We start from the raw sequence: 17,723 nt of genomic DNA on the forward strand, positions 1-17,723 counted from the left end.
CGTGCCCGGTCTGGCGGGATTGATCCTGAAAAGGTCTCCTGTCAGTGGTGGGTGCGAAGCTACCTTCGAGAGACAGAGTCCACGCGTCCTCGGGGGAGGCACGCCGACTCGGGTCTCGGGGGGAGGCGTGATGGTGGGGGATACGCCGGAACAGGGCGAAGGCAGGGTCATCAACGGGCGCTACCGGCTGCTGCGGACGCTCGGCGCGGGCGGCATGGGCCGGGTCTGGCTCGCGTACGACGAGGAGTTGGCCTGCGAGGTCGCGATGAAGGAGATCGCGCTTCCGGACGTGCCGATGGACGCGACCGAGCCCGCGCAGCGCATCGCGCGGGCCCGCAGCGAGGCCCGGCACGCGGCGCGGCTGCGCGGCCACCCGCATGTCGCGACGGTGCACGACGTGGTGGTCTACGAGGGGCTGCCGTGGATCGTCATGGAGTACGTGCCGGACGCGGTCGACCTTCAGGCGGTCGTACGGCGTTCGGGGCCGCTGCCGCCCGCCCAGGCGGCCCGCATCGGGCTCGCCGTGCTCGACGCGCTGACCGCCGGGCACCGGATCGGCATCCTCCACAGGGATGTGAAACCGGCCAACATCCTGCTGGCGTCGGACGCCTCGGGCGACCCGTACGCACGCGTGCTGCTCACGGACTACGGCATCGCGCTGCAACCGGAGTCCCGCGAGCCCCGGCTCACCGCCACCGCGGGCATCCTCGGGACACCCGGCTATCTCGCTCCGGAACGGGCGCGTGGGGAGCCGCCGACCCCGGCCGCGGATCTGTTCTCCCTGGGCGCGACCCTGTACTCCGCCGTGGAGGGCCGCGGCCCCTTCGACCGGCACGGTGACTACGCGACCCTGACGGCGCTGCTCGGGGAGGAACCGACGGCTCCGGTGCGGGCCGGCGAACTCGCGCCGGTGCTCCAGGGGTTGCTGGTGAAGGACCCGGTGCGCAGGTCGTCGCCGGAGACGGTGGCGCGGGGGTTGGAGCGGGTCGTACAGGGCGCTTCACCGGCCTGGCCCGCGGCGCCCGGCACCGGCACGGCGGCGTCCGGTGCGGCGGGGCCCGGAGGGGCGCCGGGAGGCTACGGGCCGCCGCCCGAGGGGTTCGGAGCGGTGACGCCGGGGTTCGGGGCGGCGACACCGCAGACGCCGGGTGCGCTGCCGACGCCGAGCACCCCGCAGACCCCGCACACACCGGCGGGCACGCCCCAGGGGGCGCTGGGCCCGGCCACACCGGGGACCGCGGGTCCCGGTGGCGGCGGTCCCGCCACGCCCGCGGGGGCGCCGGGCGGGGCGCCCGGGGTGCCGTACGACCCGTGGCGGCAGGGCGCCACGCCACAGCAGTCCGCGGCGCCCGGCAATCCCTACGCCCAGTCGCCGACCGGCGGGAGCGGCGGCCCCGGACCGTACGGCCCGTACGCGGGAAGCGGCGGCCCGACGCCCTACCCGGGAGGCCCCACTCCGCCCTACGCGGGCGGCACCTATGGCGCCGGCTGGGGCACGGGCGGGGCCGGTGGCGGGCCGCCCGGCCCTTCCGACCCCGCGAAGAAGCGGCTGGCCCTCGTCGCGCTCGTCGTGGCCGCCGTGCTCGTCGTCGCGGGCGGGACCTGGCTGGCCGTCTCGCTCACCGGGGACTCCGGCGACGGCAGCAACGCCACACAGAAGAAGCCGGCCACCTCCGGCGTGCCCAAGTCCTCGCCCCCGCCGACCGGGCCCGTGCTGCCGTACGGCGATGTCGTCGGGCTCAGCGAGCCGCTGGAGACCGGCGACTGTGTGCAGGCGGTCTGGTCGGGGACGCCTTTCAAGTCGGTGCCGAACCTCGGCAAGGTGAGCTGCTCCGAGGACTGGCCCGACGGTCAGGTCGTGGCGGTGGACACGGCCACCGACGCCGCCGACGCGGCCGCCGAGGGGGCCGGGCGCTGTGCGAACCAGACGCGCGCGGTGGTCGACGCCCTGCCGGACGCGGCCGGCTACGCCGTCGTACCGACCAAGGAGGGCTTCACCACGGCCAACAGCGGTACGGCATGTCTCGTACTGGGCCGCCATGCCGCGATCGGCGGTGAAGTGGGCCGGTTCCGCGACGAGGGCTCCAACCTGTGGGTCGGTCAGATGAGCGTCGGCGACTGCTGGGTCTACGAGGAAGAGGAGGACGGTTACAACGCGCCGCTCACCGACTGCGCCAAACCCCATACCGACCAGGTCATAGGGATGGTTCAGGTGCCCGGAAGCCTGAGTTACGAGAAAGGCGTCGACAGCGCGACCAAGCTGTGCGGCAACAAATTCGAGTCGACCTGGGCGCCGGGTTCGGAGCGGGCCGTGTTCGGCTGGGTGGCCGATGAGGACGACTGGAAACTCGGCTTCAAGAAGGCCGTGTGCACCGTGGGACGGGCCGACAACGGCAAGACGACCGGAAAGATACCCGCGCCCGGCTCCGTCTGAGCCCGGCCGCCGACGAGCCGCCCGGACAGTCCACAGCGGCGTCGGCCCGGCGTTCACCTCGGGTTCGCCTGGCCGCCGCCCACGCGTGTCAACCTCCCGGGGCTGGACACGCGCGGACGGTGCAAAAGGGGGCAGAGGGCGGCATGGAGAGGGGACCGGCGATCTTCGCGGGGGTGGTGTTCGCCCTGTTCGGAGGCGGGCTTCTGATGTGGACGGCGACCCGGGTGCGGCAGCGCGAACCCGTCGCGCACGGTGTGAACCCCGTCGCATCGGCGACCCTCGCGGGCCTCGCCGCGGTGGTCGCGCTCGCCCTCGGCGCATACTGCCTTTCCCGTATCTGAGGAGCGGGGAAAGGCCGAGGTCCCGCTAATCGGGAGGTCGCCCTCCGGTCAGGCTCGAAATAGCCGGTGGGTACACCGGGCGGCAGGAATGGCGGTAGTCGGGTTACCGTTCGAGTGGCCGTTGCGGGCTTTTCCCGTTTGACACGGGGGCGGGATGTACCGTCACACTCCGCAGCGTCACCATGACCCGACCCCGGGAAGAAGGCGCCTGGGGAGGCCCCAGCGTCGACCGGAGAGAAGAGCGAAGTTGTCCCCGACCAGCGAGACCGCAAAGGGCGGCCGCCGACTCGTCATCGTCGAGTCGCCTGCCAAGGCGAAGACGATCAAGGGCTATCTGGGCCCTGGTTACGTCGTCGAGGCGAGCGTCGGGCACATCCGCGACCTCCCCAACGGCGCCGCGGAGGTGCCGGAGAAGTACACCGGCGAGGTCCGCCGGCTCGGCGTGGACGTCGAGCACGACTTCGAGCCGATCTATGTCGTCAACGCCGACAAGCGCGCCCAGGTCAAGAAGCTCAAGGACCTGCTGAAGGACTCCGACGAGCTCTTCCTCGCCACCGATGAGGACCGCGAGGGCGAGGCCATCGCGTGGCACCTCCAGGAAGTGCTCAAGCCCAAGGTCCCGGTCAAGCGGATGGTCTTCCACGAGATCACCAAGGCCGCGATCCAGGCCGCCGTGGCCAACCCGCGCGAGCTCAACCAGAAGCTGGTCGACGCCCAGGAGACCCGCCGTATCCTCGACCGTCTCTACGGCTACGAGGTCTCGCCGGTCCTGTGGAAGAAGGTCATGCCGCGGCTGTCGGCGGGTCGCGTCCAGTCCGTCGCCACCCGGCTCGTCGTCGAGCGGGAGCGCGAGCGCATCGCGTTCCGTTCCGCCGAGTACTGGGACCTGACGGGCACCTTCTCGACCGGCCGCGCGGGCGACCCGAGCGACCCGTCGACCCTCGTCGCCCGCCTCCAGAGCGTCGACGGCAAGCGGGTCGCACAGGGCCGCGACTTCGACTCCCTGGGCCAGATCAAGGGCGCCAACACCCTCCACCTCGACGAGGCGAACGCCCGCGCGCTCGCCGCCGGCCTGGAGCAGACGCAGTTCGCCGTCCGCTCGGTCGAGTCCAAGCCGTACCGCCGCTCGCCGTACGCCCCGTTCCGTACGACGACGCTCCAGCAGGAGGCCTCGCGCAAGCTCGGCTTCGGGGCGAAGGCGACCATGCAGGTCGCGCAGAAGCTGTACGAGAACGGCTTCATCACCTATATGCGTACGGACTCCACGACGCTCAGCGACACCGCCGTGTCCGCGGCCCGCGCGCAGGTCACGCAGCTGTACGGCGCCGACTACCTGCCCTCGGCCCCGCGGACGTACGCCGGGAAGGTCAAGAACGCGCAGGAGGCGCACGAGGCGATCCGCCCCTCGGGTGATCGTTTCCGCACGCCCGCCGAGACCGGACTGACCGGCGACCAGTTCAAGCTCTACGAGCTGATCTGGAAGCGGACCGTCGCCTCCCAGATGAAGGACGCGGTCGGCAACTCCGTGACCGTGAAGATCGCCGGCACCGCCGCCGACGGCCGGGACGTCGAGTTCAGCGCCTCCGGCAAGACGATCACCTTCCACGGCTTCCTCAAGGCCTACGTCGAGGGCGCGGACGACCCGAACGCGGAGCTGGACGACCGCGAGCGCCGGCTGCCCCAGGTCAGCGAGGGCGACCGGCTCGGCGCCGAGGAGATCACGGTCGACGGGCACGCCACCAAGCCCCCGGCCCGCTACACCGAGGCCAGCCTGGTCAAGGAGCTCGAAGAGCGCGAGATCGGCCGCCCGTCGACGTACGCCTCGATCATCGGCACCATCCTCGACCGCGGCTATGTCTTCAAGAAGGGCACGGCACTCGTGCCGTCCTTCCTGTCCTTCGCCGTGGTCAACCTGCTGGAGAAGCACTTCGGGCGGCTCGTCGACTACGACTTCACCGCCAAGATGGAGGACGACCTCGACCGCATCGCGCGCGGTGAGGCGAAGTCCGTGCCGTGGCTCAAGCGGTTCTACTTCGGCGAGGGCACCGAGGGCGGTGCGGCGGTCGCCGGCAACGGCGACGGGGACCACCTCGGCGGTCTCAAGGAGCTCGTGACCGACCTGGGCGCGATCGACGCGCGCGAAGTGTCGTCGTTCCCGGTGGGCAACGACATCGTGCTGCGGGTCGGCCGCTACGGGCCGTACATCGAGCGCGGTGAGAAGGACGCCGAGGGCCACCAGCGCGCGGACGTCCCCGAGGACCTCGCCCCGGACGAGCTCTCCATCGAGCTCGCGGAGGAGCTGCTCGCCAAGCCGAGCGGTGACTTCGAGCTGGGCGCCGACCCGGTGACGGGCCACCAGATCATCGCGCGGGACGGCCGCTACGGGCCCTACGTCACCGAGGTGCTCCCCGAGGGCACCCCGAAGACCGGCAAGAACGCCGTGAAGCCGCGTACGGCCTCGCTGTTCAAGTCGATGGCGCTGGACACCGTGACCCTCGCGGACGCCCTCAAGCTGATGTCGCTGCCGCGCGTCGTCGGCGCCGACGCCGAGGGCCAGGAGATCACCGCGCAGAACGGGCGCTACGGGCCGTACCTGAAGAAGGGCACGGACTCGCGCTCGCTCCAGACCGAGGACCAGCTCTTCACCATCACCCTCGAAGAGGCGCTGGAGATCTACTCCCAGCCCAAGCAGCGGGGCCGCGCGGCCGCCAAGCCGCCGCTGAAGGAGCTGGGTACCGACCCGGTCAGCGAGAAGCCGGTCGTGGTCAAGGACGGCCGCTTCGGGCCGTATGTGACCGACGGGGAGACCAACGCGACCCTGCGCTCCGGCGACAGCGTCGAGGACATCACCCCGGAGCGCGGCTACGAACTCCTCGCCGAGAAGCGGGCGAAGGCGCCCGCCAAGAAGACGGCGAAGAAGGCTCCCGCGAAGAAGGCCGCCGCCAAGAAGGCTCCGGCCAAGAAGACGGCTGCCAAGAAGACCGCGGCGAAGACGACGGCCGCCAAGAAGACGACCGCCACCGCGAAGAAGGCGGCCGCTTCGAAGACTGCGTCCGACGACTGAGGCACGGAACGGGACGCGCTCGGTGGGTCGGGCGCGGCTGATGTGACCGAGTTGCGCCGCGGACCTTCACCCCGGGTTCGCAAAACGAACGCCCCGGCATCGGTTTGGTGTCGGGGCGTGCGCACGTTCGGACGGGCGAGGCGGGGTGTCGGTGCCGCCCGATAGGCTGAAAGCATGACGCGAGCCGAGCAGCCAACGGCCCACCACCCGGCCCCCGACGACGCCCTTGCCGCGGACTCCCGCGAGCGCGCCGTCCGCGCCCTGTTGCGCCGACCGCAGCTCAGGAGGCTGTGGAGCGCGCAGCTGGTGGGCGGTGTCGGCGACGCCCTCGCCCTGCTGGTGCTGGTCGTCCTCGCCCTCCAGGCGGCGATCGCCGAGGGCTCCTTCGGCGGCGGCTACCGGGGCGTGGCGTTCGCAGTGGCGACCGTCTTCGGGGTGCGCATTCTGGCCACACTGCTCTTCGGGGCGGTGCTCCTCGGCCCGTTGACGTCGCTCACCTCGCAGGAGGGCCCGCTCGACCGGCGCTGGACCATGGTCGGCGCGGACGCGGTGCGGACGCTGGCGCTGATCGTCGCGCCCCTGTGGATCGACTGGACGCCGGACAACGCCCTGGCCTTCCTTCTGGTGACCGCCTTCGTGACCGGGGTCGCCGAGCGCTTCTGGACGGTGTGCCGGGAGAGCGCGGCGCCCGCCCTGCTGCCGGCCCCGCCGCCGGAGGGCGCGACCGTACGGCCGCTGCCGGACCACATGGACGCGCTGCGCCGACTGTCGCTGCGCACGGGCTTCGTGGCGATCCCGCTGGCCGCCGCCGCGCTAGTCACCGCCTCGCTGGTCAACAACCTGCTGGGCGCCGGGATCGACTGGTTCGCCCAGCACCAGGCGGCCCTCGCCTCGTACGTCGCGGCCGGTCTGTTCGCGGCGTCCCTGTCCGTGCTGACCTTCCTGGAACTCCCCGACACCCGCACGCCACGCGCGCGTTCCCCGCTGGAGGGCATGCGCCGCCCCAAGACCGGCACCGGTGTCGACAAGGGCCGCACCGGCGTGCTCCCGCTGCTGGTGCTGGCCTCCGCGGCCGTCGCGGGCGCGATCTCCGCGGCCGTCGCCGTGGCCGTGCTGCACGCCAAGGACCTGGGTGGCGGGCCGGTCACGTTCGGCCTGCTGGTCCTGGCCCTGACGGGCGGCGTCGTCGTCGGCATCCGTACGGCGCCCAAGGTGCTGGTCGCGCTCTCGCGCCGCCGGCTGCTCGCACTGGCGATCGCCTTCACCGGCGTCGCCCTGCTGGCCGCGGGTCTCGTCCCGGACGTGACGACGGTGATCCTGATCCTCGCGCTGGCCGGCGTCGGCGCGGGCGTGGCCGCCAACACCGGGCACACCCTGCTCGACCAGGAGGCCGAGGACTACCGGCGCGGCCGCACGACCGAGCATCTGCACGCGGTCGTACGGGTCTTCGTGGCGCTCGGCGCGGTCGTCGCACCGCTGGTGGCCGCGCTGATCGGGCCGCACCGGCTGGAGAACGGCAAGTTCGTGTTCGCGCACGGCGGTGCCGCGTTCACGCTGATGCTGGTCGGCGCGCTGCTGCTGCCGGTGGCCGCGCTGGTCCTCGCCAAGGTCGACGACCGCTCCGGGGTGCCGCTGCGGCACGACCTGCGGGACGCGCTGCTCGGCGGCGACGACCCGGTGACGGTGCCCGCCGCGAGCGGCTTCTTCATCGCCCTGGAGGGCGGCGACGGCGCCGGGAAGTCCACCCAGGCCGAGGCGCTCGCGGAGTGGATAAGGGCCAAGGGCCACGAGGTCGTCGTGACGCGCGAGCCGGGGGCGACGCCGGTCGGCAAGCGGCTGCGCTCGATCCTGCTCGACGTCTCCAGCGCCGGGCTCTCGCACCGCGCGGAGGCGCTGCTGTACGCGGCGGACCGCGCGGAGCACGTGGACACCGTGGTGCGGCCCGCGCTGGAGCGGGGCGCGGTCGTGATCTCCGACCGCTACATCGACTCCTCCGTCGCGTACCAGGGGGCGGGCCGCGACCTGTCTCCGACGGAGATCGCCCGCATCAACCGCTGGGCGACGAACGGCCTGGTACCGCATCTGACCGTGCTGCTGGACGTCTCCCCGGAGATCGCCCGGGAGCGGTTCACCGAGGCGCCGGACCGGCTGGAGTCGGAGCCGGCGGAGTTCCACGCGCGCGTGCGCTCCGGGTTCCTCACGCTGGCCGCCGCTGACCCGGGCCGCTACCTGGTCGTCGACGCGGGCCAGGAGCCCGAGGCCGTCACCACCGTCGTACGCCACCGCCTCGACCAGCTGCTGCCGCTCTCCGAGCAGGAGATCCGGGAGCAGGAGGAGGCCCGCCGCAAGGCCGAGGAGGAAGCGCGCCGCAAGGCCGAGGAAGAGGCCGCGCGCAAGGCCGAGGAGGAGCGCCTGGAGCGCGAGCGCCAGGAACAGCTCGAGCGGCTGCGCGCCGAGGAGGAGGAGCGCAAGCGCCGCGAGCTGGAGGAGGCGCAGCGCCGCGAGGCCGAACGGCAGGCGGAGGAGGCCCGGCTGCGGGCCGAGGAAGCGCGCAAGCGTGCCGAGGAGGAGCGGGTCCGGCTGCTCGCCGAGGAGAAGGCGCGGGCCGAGGAAGAGGCTCGCCGCAAGGCCGAGGAGGAACGGCGCCGCAAGCAGGCCGAGGAGGAGGCCCGGCTGCACGCCGAGGCCGAGGCCCGGCGCCTGGAGAAGCAGCGCAAGGCCGAGGAGGCACTGCTGCGGGCCGAGGAGGCGCGCCGGCTCGCCGAGCAGGCCACGGCGGCCGCGGAGGCGGGGCCGAGGAAGCCGGTGCCGCCGACGGCCGCGCCTCCGGAGGCGGTGACCGTGCCCACGCCGGTGGTGACGCCGACGAACGCGTCGGGCGGGCCGGTGGAGGAGACGGCTGTGCTGCGGCCGGTGCGGGACGGGGACGGGCGCGAGGGCAAGAGTGAGAGGAGGGCCGCGGTTTCGTCTCCTTCCTCGGCTCCTTCGGACAACGAGGTGACTGCGGAGCTGCCGAAGCCGCCGGCGGGGGCTGCGGACGAGACCGCGGTGCTGCCTCCGGTGGTGCCGGGTGCGGCTGATGAGACGGCTGTGCTGCCGCCCGTCGTGCCGGGTGCCGCCGATGAGACCGCTGTGCTGCCGCCCGTGCCGGGGGAGACTCCCGCGGACCGGGTGCCGCCCGGGTTCTTCCGGGAGGAGCAGGCGGGGCCGGACGGGACCGAGGACCGTACGCGGGAGATGCCCCAGGTCGACGAGTCGGGGGCGCCTCGCAAGCGGGCCCGGTCGGACTGGGCCGAGGAGACACCGCTGGACGACCTGCCGTCACTGGCGGACGAGCTGCTCGGGCCGCATGACGGTGAGGAGTTCGGCGAGGAGCGTGGGCGTCGGGGCCGGGGGCGTCGAGGCTGAGCCGGAGTTGGGTGCGGCCCGGGAGCACTGTTTGCGCGGGCGGGGCGGGGCAGTGCGGCTGACCGCTTCCCGGGCGGTCGGCGGGGACCGTTGTCAGTGGCGACCCGCACAATGGATCCCGCACCCCCCACCGTGACGAAAGGGCGGCACGAGCCATGACCGTCTGGGACGACCTCGTCGGCCAGGAGAAGGTGAGCGAGCAGCTCGGCGCCGCCGCTCGGGACGCCGACGCGTTCGTCACCGCGGTCGCCACCGCCGCTCCGCGGCCCGAGGCGTCGAAGATGACGCACGCCTGGCTGTTCACCGGCCCGCCCGGGGCGGGACGGACACAGGCGGCGCGGGCCTTCGCCGCCGCCCTGCAGTGCGTGAGCCCAGACCGGGCGCTCGGCGGGGTGCCCGGGTGCGGGTTCTGCGACGGATGTCATACGGCCCTCCTCGGCACCCACGCCGACGTCACCACCGTCGCCGCGGTCGGCACCCAGATCCTCGCCGACGACATGCGGGACACCGTCCGCAAGTCGTTCACCTCGCCGGCCAACGGCCGCTGGCAGGTGATCCTCGTGGAGGACGCCGAGCGGCTGAACGAGAAGTCGGCCAACGCGGTACTGAAGGCCGTCGAGGAGCCCGCCCCCCGTACCGTCTGGCTCCTGTGCGCGCCCTCCATCGAGGACGTCCTGCCGACCATCCGCTCCCGCTGCCGGCACCTGAACCTGCGCACGCCCTCCGTCGACGCCGTCGCCGACCTTCTCGTACGGCGGGAAGGCATCGAGCCCGGCGTGGCCGCGGCCGTCGCCCGGGCCACGCAGGGCCATGTCGACCGGGCCCGGCGGCTGGCCACCGACCCCGCCGCGCGCGAGCGCAGGGCCGCCGTCCTCAAGCTGCCCCTGCGGGTCGAGGACGTCGGCGGCTGTCTCAAGGCCGCCCAGGAACTCGTCGACGCGGCCGCCGAGGACGCCAAGCTGCTCGCCGAGGAGATGGACGCCAAGGAGACCGAGGAGCTGAAGGCGGCCATGGGCGCGGTCCAGGGCGGGCGGATGCCGCGGGGTACGGCGGGGGTGATGAAGGACCTGGAGGACAAGCAGAAGCGGCGCCGGACCCGTACCCAGCGCGACAGTCTCGACCTCGCCCTGACCGACCTCACCGGCTTCTACCGCGACGTCCTCGCCCTCCAGCTCGGCTCCCGGGTGGCGATCGCCAACGCGGAGGCCGAGGACACCCTGGAGCGCCTCGCCCGCGGCGGATCCCCCGAGTCCACGCTCCGCCGCATCGAGGCGATCGCCGCGTGCCGTGACGCCCTCGACCGCAATGTGGCGCCGCTGCTGGCGGTGGAGGCGATGACGATGGCACTGAGAGCCGGCTGAGGCACGGCGTATCCGCGCCCCTTCGCTCCTGATCAACAGAAGGTTGACCAGGTCCCTCGTACGAGCCGCAAGATGCACGGAAGGCGATCGAGTGGCTGCGCAGAGTTACGCTCGGCTGATGTACATCAGGCGTAGCCTCCGCCAGGCACCCCCGCTCGACCCGCCCCGCCGCCGGCGTCCGCGCACCGCCGGCGCCCTCCTCGCCGTCGCCGCGCTGGTGGTGACCGCGTGCTCCGCGGGCAGCGGTTCCGCCGGCTCGACCGCGGAGGCGGCTGCGCTGGCCGCGCTGCCGAAGTCCACGCCGTCCGTTCTCTCGTCGTACTACGGGCAGAGGCTGAACTGGCGCAGCTGCGGAGTGCCCGGTTTCCAGTGCGCCACGATGAAGGCACCGCTCGACTACGACAAGCCGGACGCCGGCGACGTCCGCCTCGCCGTCGCCCGCAAGAAGGCGACCGGCTCCGGCAAGCCGGTCGGTTCACTGCTGGTGAACCCGGGCGGGCCGGGTGGCTCGGCGGTCGGCTACCTCCAGGCGTACGCCGCGATCGGCTACCCCGCCGAGGTCCGCGCGCGGTACGACATGGTCGCCGTCGACCCGCGCGGCGTCGCCCGCAGCGAGCCCGTCGAGTGCCTGGACGGGCGGGACATGGACGCGTACACGCAGACCGACACGACGCCCGACGACGCGGAGGAGACCGACGAACTCGTCGCCGCCTACCGGAAGTTCGCGGAGGGCTGCGGCGCGCACTCGCCCGACCTGCTGCGTCATGTCTCGACCGTCGAGGCGGCGCGGGACATGGACATCCTGCGGGCGGCGCTGGGCGACGAGAAGCTGAGTTACGTCGGGGCGTCGTACGGGACCTTCCTCGGTGCGACGTACGCGGGCCTCTTCCCGGACCGGGTGGGCCGCCTGGTCCTGGACGGCGCGATGGACCCGTCCCTGCCGGCCCGCCGGATGAATCTCGACCAGACGGCGGGGTTCGAGACGGCGTTCCAGTCGTTCGCGCGGGACTGTGTGCAGCAGCCGGATTGTCCGCTGGGCACGAAGGCGGGAGAGGTCGGCAAGAACCTCAAGGCGTTCTTCGCGAAGCTCGACGCGCAGCCGATCCCCACGGGCGACGTGGACGGCCGCGAGCTCGGTGAGTCCCTCGCCACCACCGGGGTGATCGCGGCGATGTACGACGAGGGGGCCTGGGCGCAACTGCGCGAGGCGCTGAACTCGGCGATGAAGGAGAACGACGGCGCCGGACTGCTGGTCCTGTCCGACAGCTACTACGAGCGGGACGCCGACGCCCGCTACTCGAACCTGATGTTCGCCAACGCCGCCGTGAACTGCCTCGACCTCCCCGCGGCGTTCGACTCGCCGGACCAGGTACGGGAGGCGCTGCCGGAGTTCGAGAAGGCGTCCCCGGTCTTCGGCGAGGGCCTCGCCTGGGCCTCACTGAACTGTACGTACTGGCCGGTGAAGGCGACGGGCGAGCCGCACCGCATCACCGCGGAGGGCGCCGCCCCGATCGTCGTCGTCGGCACCACCCGGGACCCGGCCACGCCGTACCGCTGGGCCCGCGCCCTCGCCGCCCAGCTCTCCTCCTCCCGCCTCCTCACCTACGAGGGCGACGGCCACACCGCGTACGGCCGCGGCAGCACCTGCATCGACGCCGCGATCGACGCGTACCTCCTGCGGGGGACCCCGCCGACGAAGGGAAAGCGCTGCTCATAACCCCTCCAGCAGCCCCTCCACGCCCCGCCCGCACCCCCGGAGCGCCCGCCTCCGGGGCCGGTACGGAGCACCCTCGGAAACTGTGTAGACTTACCGACGTTGCTGATCGCACCATAGTGCGGACGGCGCGCCGCCTTAGCTCAGATGGCCAGAGCAACGCACTCGTAATGCGTAGGTCTCGGGTTCGAATCCCGAAGGCGGCTCTTTCCAAGCCCAGCTCAGACACTGTCTGAGCTGGGCTTTTGCGTTCCTGTGGGCCTTCTCGTTCGCTCCCGTCCCCGTGGGCGGGACATACCTCGCCCGGCCCGTCAGCATGGGAGGGGAGGTGTGGGATGGGTGGTTACTCCGGTACGCCGCTCGGGCGGAAGATCGGGATCAAGGGTGGGCAGCGGGTGGGGCTGCGGTATGCGCCCGAGGGGTGGGACATTCCTGGGCTGCCCGACGGGTGCGAGGTCGTGGCGGGTGGGCCGGGTGGGGTGGATGTCGCCCTCGCCTTCTATCGGGAACACCGGGTGCTGGCCGCCGAGGCCGCCGCGCTTGTTGAGGATCTCGCCGACGACGCGATGCTGTGGATCGCCTGGCCGAGGAAGGCCGCCGGGCATGTCAGCGACATCAGCGAGAACGACCTGCGCGAGCTCTTCCTCCCGCTCGGCGTCGTCGATGTGAAGGTGGCCGCGCTGGGGGAGGACTGGTCGGGGCTGAAGTTCGTACGCAGGAAAGCGAATCGGACAGGGGAGCGGTAACGGAAGCGGAACCGTGGCCGGGACGCGATCCCGAAGGCGAACCGGCGTCGGTGAACGGGCGTATCTGAGAAGTCCTTACCGTGAACGGTTAGCATCGCGGCGGTACTTGCGAGCCGGGATGAGGTGAGGGCATGGGGGAGGCGCCACGCGTCGCCGTTGCCGTCGTGACCATGGGGAACCGGCCGGAGGAGGTCGATGCCCTGCTGGAGTCCGTGGCCAAGCAGGACGTGCCGCCCACCCGGATCGTGATCGTCGGGAACGGCTGCCGGCTGCCGGAGTTCGCCGAGCGGCTGTCGTTGCCCGGTGAGGTCACCGTCCTGGAAACGGACGACAACCTCGGCTGTCCCGGCGGCCGCAACGTCGGGATCGCGCGGCTACGGGAGTTCGGGGACGTCGATGTCGTCGTGGAGCTGGACGACGACGGGCTGCTGGTCGACGCCGATGTGCTGCGCCGCGTAGGGGAGTTGTTCGCGGCCGACGAGCGACTCGGCGTCGTGGGCTTCCGGATCGCCGACGAGCACGGGGAGACCCAGCGGCGGCACGTGCCCCGCGTCGGGGCTTCCGATCCGATGCGCGGCGGGTACGTGACCGGCTTCCTCGGCGGCGGCCACGGCTTCCGTATGACGATGCTCGACGAGATCGGCGACTGGCCGGCCCGGTTCTTCTTCGCGCACGAGGAGACCGACCTGGCGTGGCGGGCCGTCGACGCGGGGTGGCGCATCCTGTACACGCCCGAACTGCTGCTCCAGCACCCGAAGACCTCGCCCGCCCGGCACGCCGTCTACTACCGCGTCAACGCCCGCAACCGTGTCTGGCTGGCCCGGCGCCGACTGCCGTTGCTGCTGGTCCCGGTCCATCTCGGAGTCTGGGTGCTGCTCACGCTCGCGCGGAACCGGTCGGTGGCGGGGCTGCGCGCCTGGTTCGGCGGATTCGCAGAAGGTGTGCGGGAGTCGGCGGGGGAGCGGCGTCCGATGCGCTGGCGCACGGTGTGGCGGCTCACGCGGCTGGGACGGCCGCCGATCATCTGACCGCTTGCCGGCCCCGGCCCCGGCAATTGAACGCCGGTGAAGGCCCGTAGAGGACGAGAAGCCCAGTCAGGACGAGAACCCCGGTCGTTCACCTCCGCCGACCGGGGTTCTCTCGCGTCCCCGGATCCGGCCACGGCGGCGACACTCCCCCGAGCTACGCGTCGTACGCGCGCACCGTCGGGCCAGATCCGATGGAGTGATCAGATCAGGCGGCGCCAACAGATCGCTAACATGTGGCCAATGGCCCTCTCCGGCGGCGTCGGTCGATTGGCGTGAAGTCGCCGGGCGAGGCCTTCGGATGGCCGGTACGGTAGCGGATTCCGGCCTGATCGTCGGTCGGCGGGCGCTGGCGGGAAACCGTCGCGCGGAAGGCGTGATCCCGCCAGAAGTGCGGGGTGTCGGGTGTGGAGCGCCGCCGGGTACGGCGCGTGGAAAGGCAGTGGTTCGGCGTGAAGCGGTACGAGCTGCGGTTCGGACTGCTGGGGCCGCCGGTGCTCTTCGACGCCGGCACGGCCCAGGTGCTGGGCAGTCCCAAGGCGCGGGCACTGCTGGCGGCGCTGCTCCTCGAGGGCGGCCGTACCGTGTCGGTCGAGTCGCTCAAGGACGCGCTGTGGGGCGGGGCGCCGCCCGCCTCCGCACAGGCCTCGCTGCACAACCACGTCACCCGGCTGCGACGGCTCCTCGACGACCCCGAGCGGCTACGGGCGGTGCCGCCCGGCTATCTGCTGCGCGTCGAGCAGGGTGAGCTGGACGTCCATGTCTTCGACACCCACGTCGCCGAGGCGCGCGCCGCGCACGCCGGACGGGACTGGGCGGGGACGGTGCGCGCGTGCACCGACGCGCTCGCGCTGTGGCGGGGCTCGCCGCTCAGCGGACTCCCCGCCGAGCTGGGCGGATACGCCTTCGCGCAGCGACTGCGGGAGGCTCGGCTGCTGCTTCTCGAGCTGCGCTACGACGCCGAGCTCGCGGTCGGCGACCGGCTCGACGCCCTGGTCCTCGAACTGATGTCCCTGACCGCCGAACATCCGCTCCGCGAGGCCTTCCACCGCCAGCTGATGCTGGCCCTGCACCGAACCGGACGGCAGGCGGAGGCCCTGGCCGTCCACCGGGACCTGCGGACGCGACTCCTCGACGAACTCGGAGTGGAACCCGGTGCGGGGGTGCGGGAGGCCCACGTCGAGGTGTTGCGCGAGGCGACGGAGACCTCCACCGGAACTGAGGGCACGCGAGCCGACCCCCGAGCGGCCAACACCGCCCCAGGGGTGGTCGACGAAGCCCCCGCCCCCGGAACCGCCGACGCCACGCTCGCCCCCACCGACGCCGTACTCCAAGCGGCCGGCGTCGAAGGCGAGGCACTCGGCGTAAACGGCGACCCGGCCGACCCGGACCCCGGCACAGCAGCCGCCGAGCCCCGAACCGTGGCCGCGCCATCACCACCGCGCCCCGCCCAACTCCCCCCGCCACCACCCCACTTCACCGGTCGCGCAGCCGTCCTCGACGACGTACGCCGAACCCTGTCCGACGCCGAACCCGCCACCGTCGCCGTCATCAGCGGCATGGCCGGTGTGGGCAAGAGCGCGCTCGCGCTGCACGTGGCCCACGGTCTGCGGGAACGCTTCCCGGACGGCCAGTTGTACGTCAACCTGCACGGCGCCACCCCGGGCATGACCCCGCTGACGTCGTCCCAGGCGCTCACCGCGCTGCTGCGCGACCTGGGCACCGACCCGCGTTCCATCCCCGAACACCCGGACGCGGCAGCCGCGTTGCTGCGTTCCATGCTCGCGCCGACCCGCACGCTCATGGTGCTCGACGACGCCGGGACCGCAGCGCAGGTACGGCCGCTGTTGCCGGCCGGCACCGGTTGCGGGGTGATCGTCACCAGCCGCTCCCCGTTGACCACTCTCGACGGCGCCCGCCGTTTCGCGCTCGCCCCGCTGTCGGCGGAGGACAGCGCGGCACTGCTGCGGACGGTGTCCGGCCGTGAAGGCGGTGGTGGTGACGGCGGCGGGGCCGGGGACGCGGCGGACGGTGACCGTATCGACGCGAGCCACCCCCTGGTCGAACTCACCGGCCGTCTCCCGCTCGCCCTGCGCATCGTCGCCGCCCGCCTGGCCGCCCGCCGCGCCCTCACCCCGGACGTCCTGGCCGACCAACTGGCCGCCACGGAGGACCGGTTGCGGCATCTGGAGTACGACGACCTGTCCGTACGCCGCTCCCTGGCCGTCGCCCACGACGCGCTCGCCGCGTCCGGTCGCCGCACCGACCGGGACGCCGCCCTCGCCCTGCGCCGGCTCGGCGCGCTCGACCTGCCCACCTACGGCGCCCCTCTCATCGCCCGGCTGCTCGGCACCGAGACGAGCCGGGCCGAGGCCGCGCTCGACCGCCTCGTGGACGTGGCGCTCCTGGACGAGACGGCGTACGGCCGCTACACCCCCCACGACCTGGTCCGTGACTTCGCCCGCGAACTGGCCACGCCGGCCGGGGCGCCCGACATCGCCCGCACCGCCGTGCGCTGGTACACCGGCGTCGCCGAACGCGCCCTCACCGCGATCGTCGAGCCCGGCCTCGACCAGGACGACCGCCGGCGCCCGACCGCCGCGCAGCCGCCCGAGCACGCGGCGCACGTGCTGTCCGTACCGGCCTTCGCCTCCGCCGAGGAGGCCTTCGCCTGGGGGACGTCGGAGCTGGAGAACGTCATCGCCCTGGTCGAGCGGTACGCGGACGCCCCCGACGAGCGCACGGCCGCCCATGTCTCCACCCTGCTGCGGCTGTTCTTCCCCTACCTGCAACGCAGTGGCCGGGTCTCCGAGATGGAGGGGCTCGGGCAGGCCGCGGTCCGGTTGGCGCGGCGGCTCGGGGACGAAGCCGCCGAGGCGTACGCGCTGCTCGACCTCGCCGGTCTGCACTTCCTCACCGGCCGCCCCGGCGAGGCCCTCACCCTCGTCGACGAATCCCTGGTGCTCTGGCGGCGGCTCGGCGCACTCGCCCGGATCCGGCGCGGCCTCGGCAACCGGGGCCTGCTGCTGGAGACCCTCGGCCGGTACGAGGAGTCCGCGGAGGCGCTGCGGCAGAGCCTGGAGCTGTCCCGGCAACTGGACGACCCCTGGGGCGAGGCCGTGACCTACGGCCACCTCGGCAACCTGTACGAGCACACCGACCCCCGCGCCGCCATCGAGCAGCACCGGCGCTCGCTCGCCATCGGCGTCGAGATCGGCAACGTCATCGTGCAGCACTCCGCGCACTGCAACATCGGCTACGCCCATCTCACCCTCGGTGAACCGGCCGCCGCCCTGCCGCACTTCGAGGAGAGCCGGCGCATCCTCGGCGGACACGGCGACTGGCACGGCGAGTCCCAGACCCGGCTCGGACTGGTGCGCGCCCTGCGGCTGCTCGGCCGTACGGAACAGGCCGAGAGCGAGTGCGTCGAGCTGCTGAGCCGCGCGGACGCCCGCGCCGACGGCTACGCGGGCGGTCTCGCCCGCCACCAGCACGGGCTGCTGCTCCAGGAACTGGGGCGCACCGAGGAGGCGTACGACCAGTGGCGTACGGCCCTCGCCGCGCTGGACGGCACGGACCGCAAGGAGGTCGTGGCCGAGCTCCGCGCCCTGCTCGACGACTGAGCTTCTT

9 protein-coding genes and 1 tRNA gene are annotated in these 17,723 nt (G+C 72.8%); all 10 read left to right on the plus strand.

Annotation, left to right across the window (positions count from 1 at the left end):
- The first annotated feature begins 130 nt into the window (after positions 1 to 130).
- The 10 genes from ABKA17_RS17040 to ABKA17_RS17085 all read left to right on the plus strand — a co-directional run bounded on the left by ABKA17_RS17040 (position 131) and on the right by ABKA17_RS17085 (position 17,716).
- Complete coding sequence (locus ABKA17_RS17040) at positions 131 to 2,434, plus strand: serine/threonine-protein kinase (protein ID WP_353692890.1); 2,304 nt, start codon at positions 131 to 133, stop codon at positions 2,432 to 2,434.
- A gap of 143 nt (positions 2,435 to 2,577) precedes the next feature.
- Positions 2,578 to 2,775, plus strand: a complete 198-nt coding sequence (locus tag ABKA17_RS17045) for a hypothetical protein (protein ID WP_353692891.1) — start codon at positions 2,578 to 2,580, stop codon at positions 2,773 to 2,775.
- 247 nt (positions 2,776 to 3,022) lie between these two features.
- Positions 3,023 to 5,839, plus strand: a complete 2,817-nt coding sequence (topA, locus tag ABKA17_RS17050; RefSeq protein WP_353692892.1) for a type I DNA topoisomerase — start codon at positions 3,023 to 3,025, stop codon at positions 5,837 to 5,839.
- 174 nt (positions 5,840 to 6,013) lie between these two features.
- Positions 6,014 to 9,247 carry a dTMP kinase gene (tmk, locus tag ABKA17_RS17055; protein WP_353692893.1) on the plus strand — a complete coding sequence of 1,078 codons (3,234 nt, stop codon included), beginning with the start codon at positions 6,014 to 6,016 and terminating at the stop codon, positions 9,245 to 9,247.
- 155 nt (positions 9,248 to 9,402) lie between these two features.
- Positions 9,403 to 10,608 (plus strand): DNA polymerase III subunit delta', encoded by a 1,206-nt coding sequence (locus ABKA17_RS17060; protein WP_353692894.1) that lies wholly within the window; start codon positions 9,403 to 9,405, stop codon positions 10,606 to 10,608.
- A gap of 118 nt (positions 10,609 to 10,726) precedes the next feature.
- On the plus strand, positions 10,727 to 12,325 hold the full coding sequence (locus ABKA17_RS17065; RefSeq protein WP_353692895.1) for an alpha/beta hydrolase: 1,599 nt from the start codon (positions 10,727 to 10,729) through the stop codon (positions 12,323 to 12,325).
- Positions 12,326 to 12,454: 129 nt separating this feature from the next.
- Positions 12,455 to 12,528 (plus strand) — tRNA-Thr (locus ABKA17_RS17070).
- Between the two features lie 129 nt (positions 12,529 to 12,657).
- Positions 12,658 to 13,068, plus strand: coding sequence for a DUF3052 domain-containing protein (locus ABKA17_RS17075; protein WP_353692896.1), 411 nt, complete (start codon positions 12,658 to 12,660; stop codon positions 13,066 to 13,068).
- A gap of 131 nt (positions 13,069 to 13,199) precedes the next feature.
- Entirely contained in the window at positions 13,200 to 14,096 is an 897-nt protein-coding gene (locus ABKA17_RS17080) for a glycosyltransferase family 2 protein (RefSeq protein WP_353692897.1), read from the plus strand.
- A 449-nt stretch (positions 14,097 to 14,545) separates the two neighbouring features.
- Positions 14,546 to 17,716, plus strand: a complete 3,171-nt coding sequence (locus ABKA17_RS17085; RefSeq protein ID WP_353693018.1) for an AfsR/SARP family transcriptional regulator — start codon at positions 14,546 to 14,548, stop codon at positions 17,714 to 17,716.
- Positions 17,717 to 17,723 lie beyond the last annotated feature (7 nt).

Source organism: Streptomyces sp. RG80 (assembly GCF_040446465.1).
Taxonomy (GTDB): domain Bacteria; phylum Actinomycetota; class Actinomycetes; order Streptomycetales; family Streptomycetaceae; genus Streptomyces.